Below are 19,600 nucleotides of genomic sequence, written 5' to 3'. Positions count from 1 at the left end.
ATGGCAAAGCTCGACACGATCACGCTTTCGGTGCTGCAGGCGGCGCTGCAGCAGGTCTGCGACGAGATGGACCTGACCTTCTCGCGCGCGGCCTTCTCGCCGGTCATCGCGGAAGCCAATGACCGTTCGGACGGCATCTATTCGGCCGTCGACGGCTCGCTGATCGCGCAAGGCAGCCGGGGCCTGCCGGTCTTCGTCGGCGTCATGCAATACTCGACCAAGACCGTCATCGAGATGATCGCCGACGGCCGTTGCCTGGCACCGGAGCCCGGCGATATCTACATCGTCAACGACCCCTATCTCGGCGGCACACATCTGATGGATGTGCGCTTCGTCATGCCGGTCTATCGCGGCAGCAAGATCTTCTGCTGGCTTTCCAACACCGGTCATTGGCCGGATATTGGCGGTTCGGTGCCGGGCGGTTTTTCCGCTTCGGCCACGGCGGTCGAACAGGAAGGCCTGCGCCTGCCACCGGTAAAGCTGTTCAAGAAGGGCGCGCTCGATCCGGAGATCTACGCCATCATCTGTTCCAACATCCGGGTCGCCGACCAGCGCATCGGCGACATCCGCGCGCAGGCTGCGGCGCTGCTGATCGGCCAGGACAGGCTCAACGAAATCCTGGATCGTTACGGGGACGAAACCGTCGTTGAGGCCATTGCCGAACTGCGCCGCCGCGCCGCTGAGCAGATGCGCGCCTCGATCGCCGTGATCCCGGACGGCGTCTACCGCTCGCAGGCCTTCGTCGATTCCGACGGCGTGGTGAACGAGCCGCTGACCATCAATCTCGCCGTCGAGAAGCAGGGCGACACGCTGACCTTCGACTTTGCCGGCTCATCGAAACCCTGCGCCGGACCGATGAACAGCGTGCTGGCGACGACGCTGTCGTCGGTCTATCTGGCCATGCGGCATATCTTCCCGGAAGTGCCGATCAGCGCCGGCGCTTTCGAGCCGCTGAACGTCAAGCGGCCGGAAGGCACGTTCCTCGACGCCAAATATCCGCGCCCGGTCTCGGGCTGCGCGGCGGAGGTTTCGCAGCGCATCGCCGAAGCCGTATTCGCGGCGATGGTGCAGGCGCTGCCGGAAAAGGTGACGGCGGCGCCCGCCGGCTCCAGCGGCAATTTCGCGCTCGGCGGCAACGATCCGGCGCGTGGGCGCGACTATGTCATGTACCAGATTTCGGGCGGCGGTTATGGCGGCAATGCCGGCCATGACGGGTTGAGCAACGGCTGCTCGACCATCGGCATTTCGAAATCGCCGCCGGTCGAGATCATGGAGCAGGCCTTTCCGGTGCTCTACCGGCACTATGCGCTGCGCGAGGGCTCCGGCGGCGCGGGAAAACATCGCGGTGGCTTCGGGCTCGCCTATGAAGTCGAGCTATTGCGCGGCGAAGCGCGCGCATCATTCGTCATGGATCACGGCCGCTTCGGGCCGCAAGGCGCGCTCGGCGGCAGGGACGGCGCGCCGAACAGCGTCACCGTGTTCCGGGGCGGCGAAGCGCATGTGCCGCCGCATCTTTCCAAGGAACAGGACATCGCGCTCAAGGCCGGCGACCGCGTGCGTGTCGGCACGCCCGGCGGCGGCGGTTACGGCGATCCGCGCGAGCGCGACCCGAAGCAGGTCGCCGAGGATGTCAGGCTCGGGTACTATACGGCTGAGCAGGCCAGGGAGATGTTCGGGGTGGACGTGTAGGCGGACGGGCGTGGCGGATAGGTCGCGATCCAATCCAATCGCCCGCGTCGAGTTCCCGCCAACCCCCCTCTGCCCTGCCGGGCATCTCCCCCGCAAGGGGGGAGATCGATGTCACCGGCACTTTCGCAAATCGCCAGCGCCTTAGGAAGGCACCGGGTGAGAAGCTGCTAATCTCCCCCCTTGCGGGGGAGATGGCCGGCAGGCCAGAGGGGGGTGCTGTCCCTCCAGCGTCTAAAGGTGCCACCCTCTCGAAAGCAACCCTTCACGCCAGCTTCGCCAACAGCCGCAGGAACGTCGCGGTTTCCTTGGCAGTCAGCGGCGCCAACGTCTCCTCGGTGATTGCGCGCGCGAGCGGGATCAGCCGCTCGATCGTCTCGCGGCCTTCCGGCGTCAGATTGACCAGCAGCCGCCTTTTGTCGACCTCGTGCTTGGAAACTTCGACCAGCCCGCGCGCCTTCAGCCGGTCGATGACACCCTTCACGGTCGCGGCGTCCATGGCTATCAGCGTTCCCAACTGGTTCTGCGAGGTTTCGCCGATGTCGTAAAGCTTGGCCAAAGCGGCAAATTGCGGCGGCGTCAGGTCGCCGATATGCGAGGCGAAGATCGAAACATGGCGCTGGTGCGCCTTGCGCAGGATGAAGCCGACCTGGTCCTGCAGGTGGTAGTTGTTCTCGTCGCCGTCTTCGGCTTCGACCAGCCGCAGCAGATTGTCCTCGGCGCTCATCTCAGGCCGTCCCATGCCTTGATGTCCTCGGCAGCCAGGCCGCCCATGCGGTTGTGGACGCGCGGACCGCAGGTCATGGCGAGGCAGAACAGGATCTCGTCCGGACGCGGGCCGTCGCTGATGCCGACCTCCATGGCGTCGAAATGACTGCGCACATAGGCGGCGTTGATATGGCCGAGCGGCACATCGAGCCTTGACCCGAAGGCGCCGACCTTCTTGGCCGAGGGCACGATCGCCTTGGCGTCGCCGAGGCGCTCGCGCATGGCATAGCCGCCAGGGACATGCCACAGCGCGCCGTGCTCCAGCTCCCCTGCCGTGCCGACGATGGCGCCCTTGCCGTAGCCGTCGATCTTCTTCACGTCACCGCCGAGCGCCGCGATCAGCCTGTCCGAGAGCAGAAGCCCGAGCGGCTTCAGGTCCTCCATCGCGCCCTGCAAATCCTCGACATAGCGGCCGGCGAAGGGGTTCTTGACCACGGCAAGAGCCGCCGCGCGCAGGCGGGGTTCTTTCACCACCGGTCCGCCGTCGTGAAAAATCTCCTCGGTCAAGACCGCGACCTTGCGGATCGGAAACTCAGGCATCGGCAAATTCCTCCTGTGCATGCTTGTTGGGCGCAGCGAGCGTCACCGAGCCACTGATGCGGGCCTCGCCCGCCAGAAATAAAGCCGATGCGGCGACCAGGCCGCGCCGGCGAAAATCTTCGGCGACGGCAAGGCCGTTGTCCAGCGCGCGCGCAATCTCGGCGGCGTCAAGCGGGCCAACGCTCTGCGTCACCAGCATCTCGCCGAGATCGCTGTCTGGCGCCAGATCGCGCGCGGCGGCGCGTGCAATGGCGGGATGTCCGGGTAGATCGACGGCGTTGGCAATCAGCGTTGCCGCCGCGTCGGCCTCGGCGCCGGTCGGCGCCAGCACCGTGACCGCATCGGCAATGCCCAGTGAAAACGACCGGCCGCGCCAGCCGCTGGTGGAGACGCCGCGCACGCCGTCTTCACCGCGAATGGCGACGCGGTCGGCCATGCCATTCCCGGTGCCGGCGATCGCCACTGTCATCGTCTGGCCGATGCCAAGATGGAGAGCGCAGTCGCCGCCATTGTTGACGTAAGCGCGATCGAGCCGACGGCCGGCGAGCATTGAGCTGAGAATTTCGTCGGCTACCGAACCGGCAACGGCGGCCATCGGCGTGATGAAGCATTCCGCCAACGGCATGACGGCAGCCTCCATGCGGCGCGCTGTCGGGCCGGCGAAATCGCGCGGCGCCAGGAAGAAGGCCGGCAAGCGCAATTCAGGCAGTTCCTCGACCACCTCGATCAGAATCGTCTGAAAGCGGGCGACCGCCTGTTCGTAAGCGGCGCGGCATTCATCCGCTTCCCCAAAGGCCTCGACGATCAGATCGATCGGCCCATGGTTGAGATGGAGCCGCCTGCCGTCGGCAAGCCAATGCGCCTGCGGGCCGTTCATCAGCCGGCCCCGTTCGCCACGGCGCGGCGCAGCTGCGCCAACGGCGGCCAGGGGTTATCGGCCGGCGCGCCCGTGCCGCGGCGTGGGTTGAGATATTCGCCGCCCTTGGCGAGGATGTCCTCGATGCTGCGGATCTCGTTCTCGTAGCCGCCGAGCCGGACATAATCGTCGCGGCGCATGGTGAATTCGATCGGCGCCACCAGCGCCGGCGTCGGCACATAGCCGAAGGCGCCTTCCGGCACGCGGGTGACGTCGACCATCAGCGTGATGCCGCCGCCCGGCCAGACATAGACTGGCGCGCCGCCCACGGTCACATAGGTCTTCAGCCCTTGCACCGAGCGGGTGAGGTTGACCGGGTTTTCGGTGACGCCGGCGCGCAGCGAGCCGCCGGCGCCGCCGATGAACAGAACCGTGCACAGCGCCGGCTCGCAATTGTCCTCGATCAGGCCGACGGACTTTTGCAGCCGCTCGGGAAATGGCTTCTGGACCGGCTTCAGCTGGTCGTCGAGCTCGTAATAGGCGAACTGCTCGCCGGTGGTCGAGACCATCAGCAGCGACAGGCCGGGACGCGCGCCCTTCTTGGCGTTCCAATCGCCGAGGATCGACAGCGGATCGGAAATCGTGGTGCCGCCCCAACCGAGGCCGGGCTCGGACACCTTGAAATAGCGGCCGGGGGTCGAGCGGCGGCCGATGATCTTTATCCCCGTATCCTCCCAGCCCAGCACCTTGCCGGCTTGATGCTCGGAGACGACGCCGGTGATGTGGTCGTCGACCACCACGACCTCGTCAACGACGCCGCGCCATTGCGTGGCGAACATGCCGATGGTCGCCGAGCCGCAGCCGACGCGCATGCGGTGCTCGACCTTGCCGTCGATAACCGGCGCCTTGCCGGCTTCGACGATGACCGTCGCGCCGCCGTCGATGGTGAGCTCGACGGGCTTGCGGTTGCAAAGATTGAGCAGCGCATCGCAGGTGGCACGTCCCTCCGCTTTCGAGCCGCCGGTCAAATGATGGACGCCGCCGAGCGACAGCATCTGCGAGCCGTATTCGCCGGTCGTGACATGGCCGATCGCCTCGCCTTGCGCGCGCACCGTCGCCGTCTCGTCGCCGATATGGCGGTCGGTGTCGATCTTCACCTTGACCCCGCAATAGGAGAAGATGCCTTCGGTGACGACGGTGACGAGATCGACGCCTTCGACTTCCTGGCTGACGATGAAAGGCGCCGGCTTATAGTCCGGATAGGTGGTGCCGGCGCCGATCGCGGTGACGAAGCGACGGCCGGTGTTGACCAGCTCGCCATCCCAGGCCTCGCCCTCGGCAATGAACGGCACGACCGCGCCACCGGTCTCGGCCGCGTGGTCGAGGATGGTCAGCGGGTCCATGCGCACGATGCGGCCGCCGACATTGCCGTAGCGGTCGCAGGCGCCGGTGCGACCGTCTGCGATGTAGCACATGACCGGGCAGGCGTCGCAGCGGATCTTTTCCGCCACCTGCTTCTCACCGGGATCGTGGGTTTCGAACCGTTCGGCAAGCTCGCTCATCGGCGCGCCTCCTTCTCGCGGATCGCCGCCAGGATGCGGCTCGGCGTCGCCGGCACCTTGGTGACCAGGATGCCGGTGGCATGGCGGATGGCGTTGAGGATCGCCGGCGCGGTCGGGATCAGCACATGCTCGCCCAACCCTTTGGCGCCGAACGGTCCTTCCGGATCCGGAACCTCGACCAATATATGTTCGATGGGCGGCACGTCGCCGATGGTGGGGATGAGGTAGTCGTGCAGGTTCTCGGTGCGGCCGGGGATATATTCCTCCATCAGCGCCATGCCGATGCCTTGCGCGATGCCGCCCTCGATCTGGCCTTCGACCAGGACCGGGTTGATCGCCTTGCCGACATCATGCGCCGCGGTGATCTTGATCAGCTTCACGGTGCCAAGCTTGAGATCGACCTCGAGCTCGGCGATCTGCGCGCCATAGCCGTAGACCGCGTAAGGCTTGCCCTGGCCCTTGGCATCGAGCGGCAGCGTCGGCGGGTCGTAGGTTTCTTCCGCAACGAAAACGAAGCCGTCGGCATCGGCCTTCAGGGTCGCGAGATCGATGCGCCGCGCGGCATCGCCTTCGCGGATGGAGATGCTGGTGCCGTCGAGCGCGATCGTCGCTTGTTCCGAGACATTGGCAAAGCGCAGGATCTTCTCGCGCAGGGCGCGGCCTGCCTTTTCCGCCGCCTTGCCCGTTACAAAAGTCTGCCGCGAGGCGGATGTTTTGCCGGCATCGGGGGTGATGGCGGTGTCGGCGCTCTTCAGCTTGAAACTGGCCAGCGGCAGGCCGAGCGCGTCGGCGCATATCTGGCTGATGACGGTGTTGGAGCCCTGGCCGATGTCGACCGCGCCCTGGTGCAGGACGACGTCACCCGCGGCCGAGATGCCGACCTTGATGGTGGACGGATTGGGCAACGAGGTGTTGCCGCAGCCATACCAGCAGGAGGCGATGCCGACGCCGCGCTTGCTCGCGGCATGGGTAGCGTTGAACGCCTCCGCATCCGCCAGCGCACGTGCCCAGTGCGGCTTGAGCTGTTCCAGGCATTCGTCGATACCGACACCGGATTCCAGACGCTGGCCGGTGACCGTTTCGTATCCGTTACGAAGGCAGTTTTTAAGCCGGAAATTGAGACGATCCATGCCAAGCTTTGCGGCGAGCTCGTCATAGAGCGTTTCCTGCATGATGGTGGCTTGCGGCACACCGAAGCCGCGGAAGGCGCCGGCGATCGGGCCATTGGTGTGGATGGCGTAGCCCGTCGCACGATAGTTCGGCGTGAAGTAAGGACCGGAGGCATGTACCGGCACGCGGTTGGCGACCGTCGGACCCCAGCTGGCATAGGCGCCGGTGTTGAAATCGCCCTCGAAGACCATGCCGGTGACCCGGCCCTCGGCATCGGCGCCGATCGTCGCCTTCATCTCGGCCGGATGGCGCTTGGTGGTCGACATCATCGATTCGTTGCGCGTGTAGGCAAGTGCCGCCGGCCGCCCGGTCTTCATCGCCACGAGGCCGATGAGAGGCTGCAGCGAGACATCGAGCTTCGAGCCGAAGCCGCCGCCTGTCGCCGTCGGCACGATACGGACCTTCTCCACAGGAAGGCCCAGCACCTTGGCCGTGTCGTCGCGGTCCATGTAGGGCGCCTGGGTGCAGGCGACGACGACCAGCGTGTCGCCGTCCATATAAGCATAGCCGGCTTCCGGCTCGATATAGGCGTGCTCCACAAAGGAGGTCTCGATGGCGCCGGAGACAGTGACCGCTGCGCCGGCGAGCGCGCCATCGGGATCGCCGCGCTCGACATAGCCGGAGGTGAGCAGGTTTGCCGGTCGGTGCGGATGGATCAGCGCAGCGCCCTCGGCCTTCGCATCGCGCGGCTGCAGCACATGCGGCAGCTCGGTCCAGGCGATGGGAAAGTCCGTCAGGTCGAGGTCGAGGATCGCCTCGCGCTCGCCCGCCACCAGCGCAACTGCCTCACCGCGCAGGCGGACAAAACCGTCGGCCAGCGCCGGCTGGTCGGCGAAGGGGCCGATGACGCCGAAGCAATTCTTTCCCGGAATGTCCTTGGCGGTGAAGACGCCGGCGATGCCGGGATGCGCTTCCGTCCAGGCATCGAGATCGCCGAAGCCGAAGCGGGCATGATAATGCGACGAGCGCACCACAAGCACCGCCAGTGCGTCGGACGGGAAGGAATCGCCGCCGAATTTTTCGTCGCCGGTGACTTTCGGCACGCCGTCGAGCCGGATCGGCGAGGCACCGACGGCATGGCCGGCTTCCGGCAGGCGAAGATCCACGCTGTTCATGTGCTGCGAGGCCTGCATCACCGCCGCGACGATTTTCCTGTAGCCGGTGCAGCGGCAAAGGACGCCGCCCAGCGCGTCCTGCGTCTCGGCCTCGCTCGGCGTGGGATTGCGATCCAGCAGCGCGGTGGCCGCCACAAGCAGGCCGGGCGTGCAGATGCCGCATTGCGCGGCACCATGTTCGAGGAAGGAGGCCTGCAAGGCGGACAGCCGGCCGTCGGCGAGGCCCTCGACAGTGGTGACGGAGGCGCCGGCCACGGAGGCCACCGCCAACAGGCAGGCGCAGACCGGATTGCCGTCGACCAGCACCGTGCAGGCGCCGCAGTCGCCGGCATCGCAGCCGACCTTGGTGCCGGTCAGCCGCAACTCGTCGCGCAACACCTGCGACAGACGCCTGACCGGCGGCACCGACACGCTGACGGCGGCGCCGTTGACCTCGAAGGCGATCTCGGAGCGGTCCATACTGGATCGGGCCATGCCAGATTGAGCCATGCCGGATTTGGCAGCACCGGACTGGGTCATGCTCATGCGGCCACCTTGCTTTCGCCGTGGCCGATCGCAGCGCGCACCGCGCGGGCTACGATCTCGCGCGCGGCATCCTGTCGGTATTCCGCACTGCCACGCACGTCGGCGATCGGCGACAGTTCGTCGATCGGCGCGGATAGCACCGCATCGGCAAGGGCAGAAGTAACTGGCTGCCCGCGCAACGCCGCCTCGACACCGGCGAGACGGCGGGCGACTGCCGAGCAGGCGCCGACGGCGATCGCCGCATCGGCGACGACGCCATTCTCGACCACCAGCCGCGCCGCCGCCATGGCGATCGAGATGACGAGATAGCGCCGGGCGCCGAGCTTGACGAAGGCAGAGGTGCCAACCGCGGAGCGCTTCGGCACGCGAATGGCGGTGACCATCTCGCCCGGCTGCAGCGCGGTGCGGCGATTGCCAAGGATGAAGTCACCGAGGGCCAGATAGCGGACGGCTTTCGCCGAGCGCAATTCGACATCGGCATCGAGGGCCAAAAGCGCCGGCACGCCATCCGCTGCCGGCGAGGCATTGCAGAGATTGCCGGCCACCGAGGCGACATTCTGGATTTGGACCGAACCGACCTCGCGCGCGGCCGATTTCAACGCATCGAACGCGGCCGGCAACGGGTGGCGCACGATGTCGGTCCAGGTCGTGCGCGCGCCGACGCGCCAATGCTCCCCGGTCTCGGCGATGCCGCGCAGTTCGGCGAGACCGTTGATGTCGAGGACGTTGTCGCGGAAGGGTTTCGCGCCCTGCGCCGGATAGAAATCCGTGCCGCCGGCGAGAATGCGCCAGCGGTCCTCGCCAAGCAAAGCGAGCGCTTCGTCGACCGTGGTGGGTTTTGCGTAACGGATCACGCTCTGCCTTCCAGACAATTAGGGCCTTCCCAGACCTTTAGGCCTTCCCCTGGCCTCCCGAAGTGCCGCTTCAGGTCTTCTTGCCGGTCTCCGGACCGGTCAAATTCATTCGTATGCAAATGATATCAGGCCGGCCGGAATTGTCAAAGCCGGAGTTGACGCCGCGAGGAGCTGAACGCGATTGTTATGACGCCGGAGGTTGACGCCGCCGGCCATCTGGTCAAGGTTCCGTGTCCGGTCGCGTCAGCGGCTTTTGGACAGGTGCCCCAAGCCAGACGAGAGGGCCGGAACGAAAGGGACCGCATGGCCGAAGAAGCGCTCATCGTCATCGACCTGCAGAACGATTTTTGCCCCGGCGGCGCGCTGGCGGTTGCCGGCGGCGACGAGATCGTGCCTTTGGTCAACGACCTGATCCGGCGAACGGAGCACGTGATCCTGACCCAGGACTGGCACCCGGCCGGGCATTCGAGCTTTGCCTCCAGCCATCCGGGCAAGCAGCCTTTCGAGGGCATCGAGATGCCATATGGGCCGCAGACGCTGTGGCCCGATCACTGCATCCAGGGAAGCCTCGGCTCCGATTTCCATTCGGGACTGGCGTGGACCAAGGCGGAACTGGTGATCCGCAAGGGATTCCGCACGGCGATCGATTCTTATTCCGCCTTCCTCGAGAATGACCATAAGACGCCGACCGGTCTCGGAGGCTATCTGAAGGAACGCGGCATCGACACGATCACCCTGGTCGGCCTCGCCACCGATTTCTGCGTCGCCTTCTCTGCGCTCGACGCGGTGAAGCAGGGTTTCAGGACGACCGTGCGGCTCGACGCCTGCCGCGGCATCGACCTCAACGGCTCGGTCGAGGCGATGCTGAAGCGGATGCGCGACGCCGGCGTGACGCTCGAAGACCATTCGGCGGACTGACCGGATCGTGGGGCAAGCGACGGTTCCTTTCGTATCTTCCTGGTGGGGAGAGGCCACCAGTTTGCGGAGCCAAGATGCGGGCTCCCCCTTCTCCCCTTGTGGGAGAAGGTGTCGCCGAAGGCGACGGATGAGGGGTGTTCCAGGGAACGCCAGCGCCTCACTCCGCTGGAACACCCCTCATCCGTCTCGGCGCTACGCGCCGATCCACCTTCTCCCACAAGGGGAGAAGGGGAGGGCGCGCCGCGGCCGAAGGAAGGAGCTTTTCGCATTCATCGCGCTCGCCATCGCGATGCTGCTTCCGGTCCAGGCTTTCGCCTCCGAAATTCACGGGCTGCCGGGCGCCGCGATGCCGCTGTGGTGGGGATTGCCTTTTGCCGGCCTGCTGTTGTCGATCGCGACCGGACCGCTGCTTTTCCCGCATGCGTGGGAGCATCATTACGGCAAGATCGCCGCTGCCTGGGCCATGCTGGCGGTGGTGCCGCTGACGATCGCCTTCGGCCTTCCATCGGCAGGCGAAGCGGTGCTGCACACGCTGCTTACCGAATATCTGTCCTTTATCATCCTCCTGTTCGCGCTCTACACCATCTCGGGCGGCATCCTGCTTGCCGGCAATATCCATGGCACGCCGCTCGTCAATGCCGGCCTGCTGCTCATCGGTGCGCTGCTTGCCTCGGTGATCGGCACCACCGGCGCCTCGATGATCCTGATCCGGCCGATGCTGCGCGCCAATGACAACCGGCCGTTCAACGCGCATGTGGTGATCTTCTTCATCTTCCTGGTCTCCAACATCGGCGGCTCGCTGACGCCGCTTGGCGATCCGCCTCTGTTCGTCGGCTTCCTGCGCGGCGTCGATTTCTTCTGGACGACCGCGAACCTGTGGCGCGAGACGCTGTTCACCGGCGGCCTGGTGCTCATCGTGTTCCTGGCGCTCGACTTTATGCTGCATCGCCGCGAGGGCGGCATGCCGAAGATCAAGGACCCGACGCCGGACACGAAGGTGCGCCTGCGCGGCCTCGCCAATTTGCCGCTGCTTGCCGGCGTGATCGGCGCGATCCTGCTTTCGGCGAGCTGGAAGCCGGGCGTCAGCATCCCGATCCTCGGCGTCGGCCTCGAGCTGCAGAACCTGGTGCGCGATGCCATCATTATGGCGCTCGCCTTGCTGTCCCTCAAGGTGTCGTACAAGAGCCACCGCGAGGCGAACGGCTTCACCTGGGAGCCGATCGCCGAGGTGGCGAAGCTCTTTGCCGGCATCTTCACCTGCATCGTGCCGGTGATCGCTATCCTGCGGGCCGGCCATAACGGCGCTCTGGCGCCGCTGGTGGCCCTGGTCACATCCGCCGACGGCCAGCCGAACAACCTCGCCTATTTCTGGCTGACCGGGGCGTTGTCGTCGTTTCTCGACAATGCGCCGACCTATCTGGTGTTCTTTGAGCTTGCCGGCGGCGATGCGCACCACTTGATGACCGAGGCCGCCTCGACATTGGCCGCGATCTCGGCGGGTGCCGTGTTCATGGGCGCCAACACCTATATCGGCAATGCGCCGAACTTCATGGTTTTCGCCATCGCCCGGCATCGCGGCTTCAAGATGCCCGGCTTCTTCGGCTATATGGCGTGGTCGGGGCTGGTGCTGATCCCGACGTTCTTGATCGCCGGGTTAATGTTTTTTCGATGAGCTGAGCTACTCAATTTCCACCGCCGGCGCTGCCCCTCATCTGGCTGCCGCCATCTTCTCCCCGTGAACGGGGAGAAGGGGGCTGGCATCGCCGATTTCGCCAATCACCAACGTTGCAGAATGACCGCCGAGGTCGCGGCCAGCTTCTTTCTCCCCGTTCACGGGGAGAAATGCCCGGTAGGCAATGAGGGGCAGCGCAGCCGCCGATAGTCTTGGCACCGACGCGCATTCGGCGCCCTATCCCACCCCCACATACCTGCGCACCGCCGACGGGTCGGCGCGCAGTGCTTCGACCTCTACCGTCTCGCGATTGCGGCCGTTCTCGATGAATGAGACGCGGTCGGCGACCGACAGCACGGCGTCGACGCGCTGCTCGACCAGGATGGTCGAGACCCCAAGCTGGCGCAGCTTCGCCACCGTCTCGCGGATCTTGGCGATCATCGAGGGCATCAGCCCTTCGGTCGGCTCGTCGAGCAGCAGCACCTGCGGCTCGAGGCAGAGCGCGCGGGCCATTGCCAGCATCTGCTGCTCGCCGCCGGAGAGTGTGCCGGAGCGTTGCCTCAGCCGCTCCCTGAGCAACGGGAAGAGATCGAGCACGCTCTCGCGGGTTTGCTTGCCCTTGCCGCGCGCCATCAGGCCGATCTCGATGTTTTCCGCCACCGTCATCTCGGCGAACAATCGCCTGCCCTGCGGCACATAGGCGACGCCGGCCTTCGGCACGTCATGCGCGGCGAGCCCGGTCAGTTCCTTGCCGTCCAACCTGATCGAGCCGGCAGCCGCCGGCACCAGACCCATGATCGCCTTCAGTGTCGTCGTCTTGCCGGCGCCATTGCGGCCGAACAGGCAAAGCACCTCGCCCTTGTTCAGCGTGAGGTCGAGGCCGTAGAGCACCTGCACCTCGCCGTAGAAGCAATCGAGGCCGGAAATGGTGAGCAATCCGCCATTGGCTCCAATGGAGTCAGCCATGGGTCGCCCCGAGATAGGCATCCTGAACTTGCGTGTTGGCGCGGATCTCACCCGGCGTTCCTTCGGCGAGGATCTTTCCCGAATTGAAGACGGTGATGCGGTCGGCAAGCTGCATGACCACGGGCATGTTGTGCTCGATCAAAAGCACGGTGGCGTCCCTGGCAATCTCGCGCACCAGCGTGATGAAATTGTCGATCTCGCTGTCGGCGAGACCCTGCGTCGGCTCGTCGAGGATCAGCAGGCGCGGCTTCAGCGCCAGGCCCATCGCGACTTCGAGCAGGCGCTGGTGGCCATAGGAAAGCTGCCCGGCCGGCGTGCCGGCGCGGTCGGCGAGGCCGGTCCGTTCGAGTGCCGCCATCACGCCGCTTCTCACCTGGCCCTTCGTGCGGCCGTCGGTCAACGTGCGCTGCACCGGCAGCGCGACATTGTCGAAGGCGGTGAGATTGGCGAAGACGCTGGTGATCTGGAATGTATAGGCGACGCCGAGGCGAACCCTTTTGTAAGCCGGCATGGCGGTGATGTCGGCGCCGTCGAAGACGACCATGCCGGAGGACGGCCGGATGCGGCCCGAGAGCAGGCTGACGAAAGTGGTCTTGCCGGCGCCGTTGGGGCCGATGATGGCGCGGATCTCGCCCGGCATCAGCGCGAAGTCGACGCCGTCGACGGCGCGCAGGCCGCCGAAATGGCGCGACAGGCCCTTGGTGGTAAGCAGCGGCGTCATGGCAGCCACCCCAGCCAGCGCTCGCGGATGCTGCCCAATATGCCTTTCGGGAAGAACAACACCAACAGGATGAGCGCCACGCCGACGATCAGCAGATAGGCGGAAGTGAAGCCGCTGGTGATGTCGGTGACATAGTACATGAACAGCGTGCCGATCAGCGGCCCGAGCGTGGTCGCGGCACCCCCGAGCAGCACCCAGAGCAGCGGCAAGATGGAATATTGCACGGAAGCGAAGCTCGAGCCGACATAGCCGAACAGCAGCGCATAGGCCGCGCCCGAGGCTGCGCAAATGGCCCCGGAGGCGACGACTGCGGCGAGCTTGTTGGCGACCGCGTCGTAGCCGAGCATCTTGGTGCGCTCCTCATTCTCGCGAATGGCGACCAGCACGCGGCCGAAGCGGGAGCGGACGACGGCTAGAGTGACGAGCAGAATGATCGAGAAAAGCGCCAGGGCGCTGATGTAGCGCACGGTCGGATCGGTCAGGTCGAAGGATGCGCCGCCGATCGCGATCACCCGCGACGCCTGCTGGATGACCAAGCCCTGGTCGCCGCCCGTCCAGGCGGCGAAATAGAGGATCAGCAGATAGAAGACCTGGGCGAACATCATGGTGACGATCATGAAGGCGACGCCGGAGGTGCGCAGCGCCAGCAGGCCGATGACCAGGGCGAGCAGCGCGCCACAGGCGACGCCGGCGACAAAAGCTGCCGGCACGCCCCAGCCGAGGTGATAGACGGTCAAGCCGGCGCCGTAGAGGCCGGCCGAGAAGAACATGGCATGGCCGAGGCTGAGCAGGCCGACATAGCCGAAGAGCAGATTGTAGCCCATGGCGAAGACGGCGAGCGCCATGATGCGGGCGAACAGGCCCTGGTGGTAGTCCGGCAGGACGAAGTTCAGCGCGAACAGCAGCGCGATGACGCCGACATGCAGCGCATAGGTCTTTGCCGGCGACGCATCCCTCATCGCGGCGTGGTCCCGAACAGGCCTTGCGGCCGGAACACCAGCACCATGGCGACGACCAGCGTGGCGATAATCTTCGCCAGGGTCGGCGAGAAAAACATCGAGATGATGCCGTCGGAAAGGCCGATCAGGACGGCGGCCACCACGGTGCCGCGCAGCGATCCCAGGCCGCCGATGATGACGACGATGAAGGAGAGCAGCAGCGGATCCTGCCCCATCAGGTAATGGGCCTGGCTGATCGGCACGATCAGCACCGCGGCGATCGCCGCCAGCATGGCGCCGACGGCGAAGACGCCGGCATAGACGCGCTCGACCGGGATGCCGAAGGCCTGCGCCGTCTCGCGGTCATATTGGGTTGCCCGCATGATCAGGCCGATCTTCGTTCGCGTCAGCACCAGCCAGGTGATGACCAGCAGAATGGCGGAGGCGACGACCACCGAGAGTTTGTAGCCGGAATAGCCGAACCACGGCAGGAGAATGCGGTAGCTGAAAGGCGGCTCGACCGGGCGCGCCTCGGGACCATAGAAGGTCAGCGCCAGCTGTTGGATGATGTAGAGCATGCCGATGGTGGCGACGATGGTGCCTTCGGGATTGTAGTGGAGGCGGCGCAGCACCAGGCGTTCGGCAATCAGCGCGACCAGCCCGACCAGCAAGGGCGCGATCACCAGCGCGGCGACGAAACCGATCGCCGGGTGGCCGGAAATCGCCGTCGAAACCGCCCAGGCGAGCACCGCGCCCAGCATGAAGAACTCGCCATGCGCGACATTGACGACGCGCATGACGCCGAACACCAGAGACAGGCCAAGCGCCGTCAGCGCCAGCACGGCGGAGGTGACGAGGCCTTCGAGGGCGGCGAGGAGGAGATGGGGTCCGAAGTGCATCTAAACGCGAACGGATGCGCGAGGCACCCCCCTCTGCCCTGCCGGGCATCTCCCCCTCGGGGGGGGAGATCGGCTGTCCCTACCGCTTTCGCCAATCGCAAAGGCCGATAGGTGGCCGCCTTCGCACGAACTGCCGATCTCCCCCCTTGCGGGGGAGATGGCCGGCAGGCCAGAGGGGGGTGCCTTGGCGCTCACGTTTGCAGGAGCAGCTAAGCTCACAGCGCCTGCGTCGTGTAGTCCCCTTCCGGCTCGTAGAGACCGTCCTCGATCTTGGTCTTGTGGACGACCTTAAGCTTGCCGCCTTCGACCTTGGAGATGTTCTGGACGCCGAAGCATTGGTGGATCTTGCCGTTGAAGGTCTTCGGTCCCTGCGGATGCTCCGGCCCTTCGGCGAACTCCTTCAGCGCCTCGGTCGCCTCGACCAGCTTGGCGCGGTCTTCGGGTCCCTTGTAGCCTGCGTCTTCCATCGCCTTCTTGACCACGTAGAGCGTTTCCCAGCAGCCGAACATGTGGGCGGCGGTGGAGACGTCCTTGGGGTCGCCGACCGCGGCGCCGTTGTCGTCGATGCCGACCGCGGCGCGGTAGGCTTTCTGCGCCGCAGAATCGTCACGCTGCGCATAGCGCGGCGAGCCTTCCCAGAAATGGCTGCCGTCGAGGAATTCGAGGCCGGGGCTGTTGATGTCGACGGCTTCGAGCGAGTCGATGAAGCCGAAGAGCTGCGGCCGTTGCGAACCATAGAATTCGCCGAGCTCCTTGACGAAGGTGAGCACGGCCGGACCGACCATGACATGGTAGATCACCTCGGTCTCGGCCGGGATCTGCGGGAAATATTTCGTGAAGGACGACTCCGTCGGCGGGATGGCGATCTGGGCGATCACGTCGGCGCCCTGCGCCTTCAGCGCCGGCGGCAGGTAGTCGCGATGGTCGTAGCCGAAGGCGAAGTCGGGGAAGATCTGCGTCACCTTCTTGCCCGCGTTCGCCGCGATCCACGGCGCCATCGACTGGATCTGGCTCTTCACGTCGGTGATGCCGGGCTGGAAGACGTAGCGGTTAAGCTTGGTGGAGGCGACGTGATGGCCTTCGCTGACGACGAAATAGGGGATCTTGTTCTCGCCGGCGGCGGGCGCCGAGCCGATCACGACATGCGAGAACAAGGTGCCGAAGACGATGTCGGTCTTGTGCTGTTTGGCGAATTTGTTGACCACCTCGGCGCCGCGCGCCGGATCGGTGCCGTCATCCTCGATGACCAGCTCGACCTTGCGGCCGCCGATACCGCCGGCGTCGTTGATCGCCTTGACAGCGGCGGCGCTGGTCTTCTCGTACCAGCGACCATAGGCGGCGCCGATGCCGGTGCGGTGCAACTGGAAGCCTATTCTGATCGGCGCCGAGCTCTGCGCCTGGCTGTAGCGGACGAAGCCCGGCGCCAGCGCCAGGCCGGCCCCGGCGGCGATACCCTTCAGCGCGGTGCGGCGCGACAGCGTCGTCTTGGAGAGGTCGAAAAATCCGTTCTTGTCAGCCATGTCGGTTCCCCTGTTTTTTCAGTCTTGACCAGCGATAAGGCGGCGTAAACCATCCTCTTGCGAAGGATGGAAAATTGCATGTGTACAAACTAAATCACCAAAGCCGCGACGTGGCAAGCTAGCTTCCCTCGCGTCATGACGGCGGCCCTTGTCTCATCCCGCCGTTGGCGTGGCAAGCAGCCACAGGCCGAAGATCGTGTAGGCGATCATCAGCAGCGTGAGCGGCAGCTGGCTGAGCGCCGCACGCGACGGCTGAGGATGGAGACGCCAGGCAAGGCCATGCGCGACGAGGACCGCCAGCACATGGCCGGCGATGATGACGCCGGCCTGCAGGTTCCACAGCCACCAGGCGGACTCGGCGCCGGCGACGACACCGGCCTCGACCATCCTGTTGGCCGTGCCGAACAGGTTCCAGCCGAGCGCGAAAGGATCGGAGAGCGCGACCAGCGCATACTGGCCGTCGACCAGGAGCACGGCGAGGTAATGCGCGATATGGTAGGCGAGCGCGATCGGCACGATCGACCAGACCAGCAGGCCGGCCGCCTCGCCGAAAGAATGTCTGTCGCCGGCGAGGCGTTGGCTGAGAAAGACGGCCAGGGCGAACACCGCCGCCAGCAAGACGAAGCTGAGCACCAAGCCAAAACTGCCGATGCCGATCAGCGCGGTGCGGCCGGGATATTCCAGCGGATTGACGCCGAACAGGCCAAGCCAGAAGAAGGTTTTCGACAGGCCGTCGAAGGACACCGACGACAGCGCCAGCAGAAGGAAGGCCGTGCCACTTAATGGCAAGGGTTCGGCCGCCAGCAATTTGGCGCCTGGCCAGCAAAGGGAGAGGCGGCCGTCATGGCGCTCGACAGGCGCGAAGCGGGCGACCATCGAGAAGAAAACGGTCAGGAATTCGCCGCGCTTGCCCCAGGCGTCGCAGCCGAAGGTGAGCATGGCGATGAAGCTCACCAGCCAGTAGAGGCCGACGGCAAAGGCGAGGCGGGCCGGATCGTCGGGGGCGGGATCGATCAGCTCGAACCAGGCGAAGGCGAAGAACAGCACGAAGGCCGGCCAGTAGCCGAGCCAGTTGGGCAGGCGCGATCGGCTTGCATCGTCCGCAGGAAGGCCGAAGACGCGAGAGGCGACACGCCACGGCCCGTACCATGGGTTGAGCCATGCCCAGAGATCGCCGAGCAAGCCCTGCAGCAGCGTGAAGCCTGCCCAGAGCAGCGTCCAGATCACCAGCGGCAGCGGGTTGGAGAGGGGGTCGCGGCTGCCGAGAAGGCCGGCGGCGACGAGAAGTATGAAGCCGGCGAAAGAAATCAAGCTGAAGAGGGTACGCAGAGCATCGCTGAAGGTGAGCAGGGTCAGGCGCCGGCGCCAGAGGCGGTCGAGGGCAGTGGGCGGCAGCAGAGCCAGGACGAGGAAGCTGACGGCGACGGCCAGCGCGCCGCCGGCGATGTAGTAGCCGGTGGGGAGAAGCAGGACAGAGGGGGGTGGGCGGGAACTCAACGTTCTAGGATTACGGGCGTCAGGTGGTGATCCCAGAATGGACATCACCGATGCCCTCTACACCTTCACCAGCTGCTCCACCCGGCCCTTCTCGCCAAAAATCCTCAGATACCGCTTGATCTCCTTCTCGTCCCCGGTCGCCTTGGCGGGGTTGTCCGACAGCTTCACCGCCGGCCGGCCATTGGCTTCACTGACCTTGCAGACGAGCGAGATGGCGTCGAGGCTCTTGGTTTCGGTCGGCGCGCAACCCTCGAAATCATTGGTGAGGTTGGTGCCCCAGCCGAAGGACATGCGCACCTTGCCGCGGAAATGCTTGTAGGTCTCCTCGATGGTCTCGACTTCCAGGCCGTCGGAGAAGATGAGCAGCTTCTGCTTGGGATCCCTGCCTTTCTCACGCCACCAGGAGAGGACCTTCTCGCCGCCTTCGATCGGCGGCGCGCTGTCCGGCCGGAAGCCGGTCCAGTCGGCGATCCAGTCCGGCGCATCGCGCAGGAACGCGGCGGTGCCGAAAGTGTCGGGGAGCACGATCAGCAGATTGCCGCCATAGTAGCGCTGCCAGTCCTGCAGCACCTTGTAGGGTGACTGCCTCAGCTCGTCCTCGGAATTGGCAAGCGCCGCGAAGACCATAGGCAATTCATGCGCATTGGTGCCCAAAGCCTCGAGGTCGTTATCCATGGCCAGAAGCACGTTGGAGGTGCCGGTGAAGGCATCGCCGATGCCTTCCTTCAGCGCCTCGACGCACCAGCGCTGCCACAGGAAGGAATGGCGGCGTCTTGTGCCGAAGTCGGAAATACGGATGCCGGGCAGCGCTTTGAGCCGCTCGGTCTTGGCCCACATCTTGGCCTTGGCGCGGGCATAGAGCACGTCGAGCGCGAACGGACCGAAGGAGCGCATCGCCGCGCGCGAGCGCAGCTCGTTGATGATCGCAAGTGCCGGGATTTCCCAGAGCGTCGTGTACATCCAGGGCCCGGCGAAGGAGAGCTCGAACTGGCCGTCGCGCCTGGAAAGCTCGTATTCGGGCAGGCGGAAATCCTCGAGCCAGGCGAGGAATTCCGGCTCGAAGATCTGCTTGCGGCCGTAAAAAGTGTTGCCGCCCAGCCAGATCATTTCCTTCTTCGAGAAGCGCAAGGTGCGGGCGTGGTCGAGCTGTTCGCGCAACTCGCCCTCATCGATCTCATTGGCCAGCCGCACCGACGTGGTTCGGTTGATCAGCGAGAAGGTGGCGTCAACCTTGGGATACATGCCCCAGATCATCTGCAGCATCAGAAGCTTATAGAAGTCGGTGTCCAGCAGGCTGCGGACGATCGGGTCGAGCTTCCAGGTGTGGTTGTAGACGCGCCGCGCTATATCCGTCTTTGCCATGCTCGCTCACCCATAAAGCACAACGCACGGG

General features: G+C 65.5%; 16 protein-coding genes. 3 read left to right on the top strand and 13 right to left on the bottom strand.

Features of this window, described 5'->3' with window-relative positions; all coding sequences use genetic code 11:
• Positions 1–1,689 carry a hydantoinase B/oxoprolinase family protein gene (locus LB526_RS21435; RefSeq protein ID WP_224629677.1) on the top strand — a complete coding sequence of 563 codons (1,689 nt, stop codon included), beginning with the start codon at positions 1–3 and terminating at the stop codon, positions 1,687–1,689.
• 262 nt (positions 1,690–1,951) lie between these two features.
• On the opposite strand, the gene LB526_RS21430 is transcribed toward LB526_RS21435, so the two are convergent.
• Genes LB526_RS21430 through LB526_RS21405 form a run of 6 tightly spaced genes read right to left on the bottom strand, consistent with a single transcriptional unit; the run spans position 1,952 to position 9,076 of the window.
• Positions 1,952–2,413, bottom strand: coding sequence for a MarR family winged helix-turn-helix transcriptional regulator (locus LB526_RS21430; protein ID WP_224629767.1), 462 nt, complete (start codon positions 2,411–2,413; stop codon positions 1,952–1,954).
• Positions 2,410–2,994 carry an amino acid synthesis family protein gene (locus LB526_RS21425; protein ID WP_224531661.1) on the bottom strand — a complete coding sequence of 195 codons (585 nt, stop codon included), beginning with the start codon at positions 2,992–2,994 and terminating at the stop codon, positions 2,410–2,412. The genes LB526_RS21430 and LB526_RS21425 overlap by 4 nt, the downstream gene beginning before the upstream one ends.
• On the bottom strand, positions 2,987–3,871 hold the full coding sequence (locus LB526_RS21420) for a UPF0280 family protein (protein WP_224629675.1): 885 nt from the start codon (positions 3,869–3,871) through the stop codon (positions 2,987–2,989). Before LB526_RS21420 ends, LB526_RS21425 begins: the two co-directional genes overlap by 8 nt.
• Positions 3,871–5,412, bottom strand: coding sequence for a 6-hydroxynicotinate reductase (locus tag LB526_RS21415; protein ID WP_224629674.1), 1,542 nt, complete (start codon positions 5,410–5,412; stop codon positions 3,871–3,873). Before LB526_RS21415 ends, LB526_RS21420 begins: the two co-directional genes overlap by 1 nt.
• Entirely contained in the window at positions 5,409–8,186 is a 2,778-nt protein-coding gene (locus LB526_RS21410) for a molybdopterin-dependent oxidoreductase (RefSeq protein WP_411909039.1), read from the bottom strand. Before LB526_RS21410 ends, LB526_RS21415 begins: the two co-directional genes overlap by 4 nt.
• 32 nt (positions 8,187–8,218) lie before the next feature.
• Positions 8,219–9,076, bottom strand: a complete 858-nt coding sequence (locus LB526_RS21405; protein WP_224531654.1) for an FAD binding domain-containing protein — start codon at positions 9,074–9,076, stop codon at positions 8,219–8,221.
• A gap of 303 nt (positions 9,077–9,379) precedes the next feature.
• On the opposite strand from LB526_RS21405, the gene pncA reads away from it, so the two are divergent.
• The gene (pncA, locus tag LB526_RS21400) at positions 9,380–9,994 is read left to right on the top strand and encodes a bifunctional nicotinamidase/pyrazinamidase (RefSeq protein WP_224629672.1); all 615 of its coding nucleotides are present in this window, start codon (positions 9,380–9,382) and stop codon (positions 9,992–9,994) included.
• A 289-nt stretch (positions 9,995–10,283) separates the two neighbouring features.
• Positions 10,284–11,666, top strand: a complete 1,383-nt coding sequence (locus LB526_RS21395) for a sodium:proton antiporter (RefSeq protein ID WP_224629671.1) — start codon at positions 10,284–10,286, stop codon at positions 11,664–11,666.
• A gap of 237 nt (positions 11,667–11,903) precedes the next feature.
• On the opposite strand, the gene LB526_RS21390 is transcribed toward LB526_RS21395, so the two are convergent.
• The 7 genes from LB526_RS21390 to pncB all read right to left on the bottom strand — a co-directional run bounded on the left by LB526_RS21390 (position 11,904) and on the right by pncB (position 19,569).
• Complete coding sequence (locus LB526_RS21390; protein WP_224629669.1) at positions 11,904–12,632, bottom strand: ABC transporter ATP-binding protein; 729 nt, start codon at positions 12,630–12,632, stop codon at positions 11,904–11,906.
• Positions 12,625–13,353, bottom strand: coding sequence for an ABC transporter ATP-binding protein (locus tag LB526_RS21385; RefSeq protein ID WP_224629668.1), 729 nt, complete (start codon positions 13,351–13,353; stop codon positions 12,625–12,627). The genes LB526_RS21390 and LB526_RS21385 overlap by 8 nt, the downstream gene beginning before the upstream one ends.
• Positions 13,350–14,312, bottom strand: coding sequence for a branched-chain amino acid ABC transporter permease (locus LB526_RS21380; RefSeq protein ID WP_224629666.1), 963 nt, complete (start codon positions 14,310–14,312; stop codon positions 13,350–13,352). The genes LB526_RS21385 and LB526_RS21380 overlap by 4 nt, the downstream gene beginning before the upstream one ends.
• Entirely contained in the window at positions 14,309–15,190 is an 882-nt protein-coding gene (locus LB526_RS21375; protein ID WP_224629665.1) for a branched-chain amino acid ABC transporter permease, read from the bottom strand. The genes LB526_RS21380 and LB526_RS21375 overlap by 4 nt, the downstream gene beginning before the upstream one ends.
• Positions 15,191–15,405: 215 nt before the next feature.
• A complete protein-coding gene (locus LB526_RS21370; RefSeq protein WP_224629663.1) occupies positions 15,406–16,710 on the bottom strand; it encodes an ABC transporter substrate-binding protein in 1,305 nt (434 codons plus the stop codon).
• 153 nt (positions 16,711–16,863) lie between these two features.
• The gene (locus LB526_RS21365; protein ID WP_411967913.1) at positions 16,864–18,252 is read right to left on the bottom strand and encodes a hypothetical protein; all 1,389 of its coding nucleotides are present in this window, start codon (positions 18,250–18,252) and stop codon (positions 16,864–16,866) included.
• Between the two features lie 12 nt (positions 18,253–18,264).
• Positions 18,265–19,569 carry a nicotinate phosphoribosyltransferase gene (pncB, locus tag LB526_RS21360; protein ID WP_224629660.1) on the bottom strand — a complete coding sequence of 435 codons (1,305 nt, stop codon included), beginning with the start codon at positions 19,567–19,569 and terminating at the stop codon, positions 18,265–18,267.
• Between the last annotated feature and the right edge of the window lie 31 nt (positions 19,570–19,600).

Origin of the sequence: Mesorhizobium sp. CA6, from assembly GCF_020165035.1 — a bacterium.
GTDB lineage: Bacteria > Pseudomonadota > Alphaproteobacteria > Rhizobiales > Rhizobiaceae > Mesorhizobium.
This window is presented reverse-complemented; position numbering and strand designations above follow the sequence as displayed.

Bases quoted from the DNA above. Each gene is read 5' to 3' on its own strand.
- LB526_RS21435 (WP_224629677.1), top strand. From the start codon at position 1: ATGGCAAAGCTCGACACGATCACGCTTTCGGTGCTGCAGGCGGCGCTG.
- LB526_RS21430 (WP_224629767.1), bottom strand. From the start codon at position 2,413: ATGAGCGCCGAGGACAATCTGCTGCGGCTGGTCGAAGCCGAAGACGGC.
- LB526_RS21425 (WP_224531661.1), bottom strand. From the start codon at position 2,994: ATGCCTGAGTTTCCGATCCGCAAGGTCGCGGTCTTGACCGAGGAGATT.
- LB526_RS21420 (WP_224629675.1), bottom strand. From the start codon at position 3,871: ATGAACGGCCCGCAGGCGCATTGGCTTGCCGACGGCAGGCGGCTCCAT.
- LB526_RS21415 (WP_224629674.1), bottom strand. From the start codon at position 5,412: ATGAGCGAGCTTGCCGAACGGTTCGAAACCCACGATCCCGGTGAGAAG.
- LB526_RS21410 (WP_411909039.1), bottom strand. From the start codon at position 8,186: ATGGCTCAATCTGGCATGGCCCGATCCAGTATGGACCGCTCCGAGATC.
- pncA (WP_224629672.1), top strand. From the start codon at position 9,380: ATGGCCGAAGAAGCGCTCATCGTCATCGACCTGCAGAACGATTTTTGC.
- LB526_RS21395 (WP_224629671.1), top strand. From the start codon at position 10,284: ATGCTGCTTCCGGTCCAGGCTTTCGCCTCCGAAATTCACGGGCTGCCG.
- LB526_RS21390 (WP_224629669.1), bottom strand. From the start codon at position 12,632: ATGGCTGACTCCATTGGAGCCAATGGCGGATTGCTCACCATTTCCGGC.
- LB526_RS21385 (WP_224629668.1), bottom strand. From the start codon at position 13,353: ATGACGCCGCTGCTTACCACCAAGGGCCTGTCGCGCCATTTCGGCGGC.
- LB526_RS21380 (WP_224629666.1), bottom strand. From the start codon at position 14,312: ATGAGGGATGCGTCGCCGGCAAAGACCTATGCGCTGCATGTCGGCGTC.
- LB526_RS21375 (WP_224629665.1), bottom strand. From the start codon at position 15,190: ATGCACTTCGGACCCCATCTCCTCCTCGCCGCCCTCGAAGGCCTCGTC.
- LB526_RS21370 (WP_224629663.1), bottom strand. From the start codon at position 16,710: ATGGCTGACAAGAACGGATTTTTCGACCTCTCCAAGACGACGCTGTCG.
- LB526_RS21365 (WP_411967913.1), bottom strand. From the start codon at position 18,252: ATGTCCATTCTGGGATCACCACCTGACGCCCGTAATCCTAGAACGTTG.
- pncB (WP_224629660.1), bottom strand. From the start codon at position 19,569: ATGGCAAAGACGGATATAGCGCGGCGCGTCTACAACCACACCTGGAAG.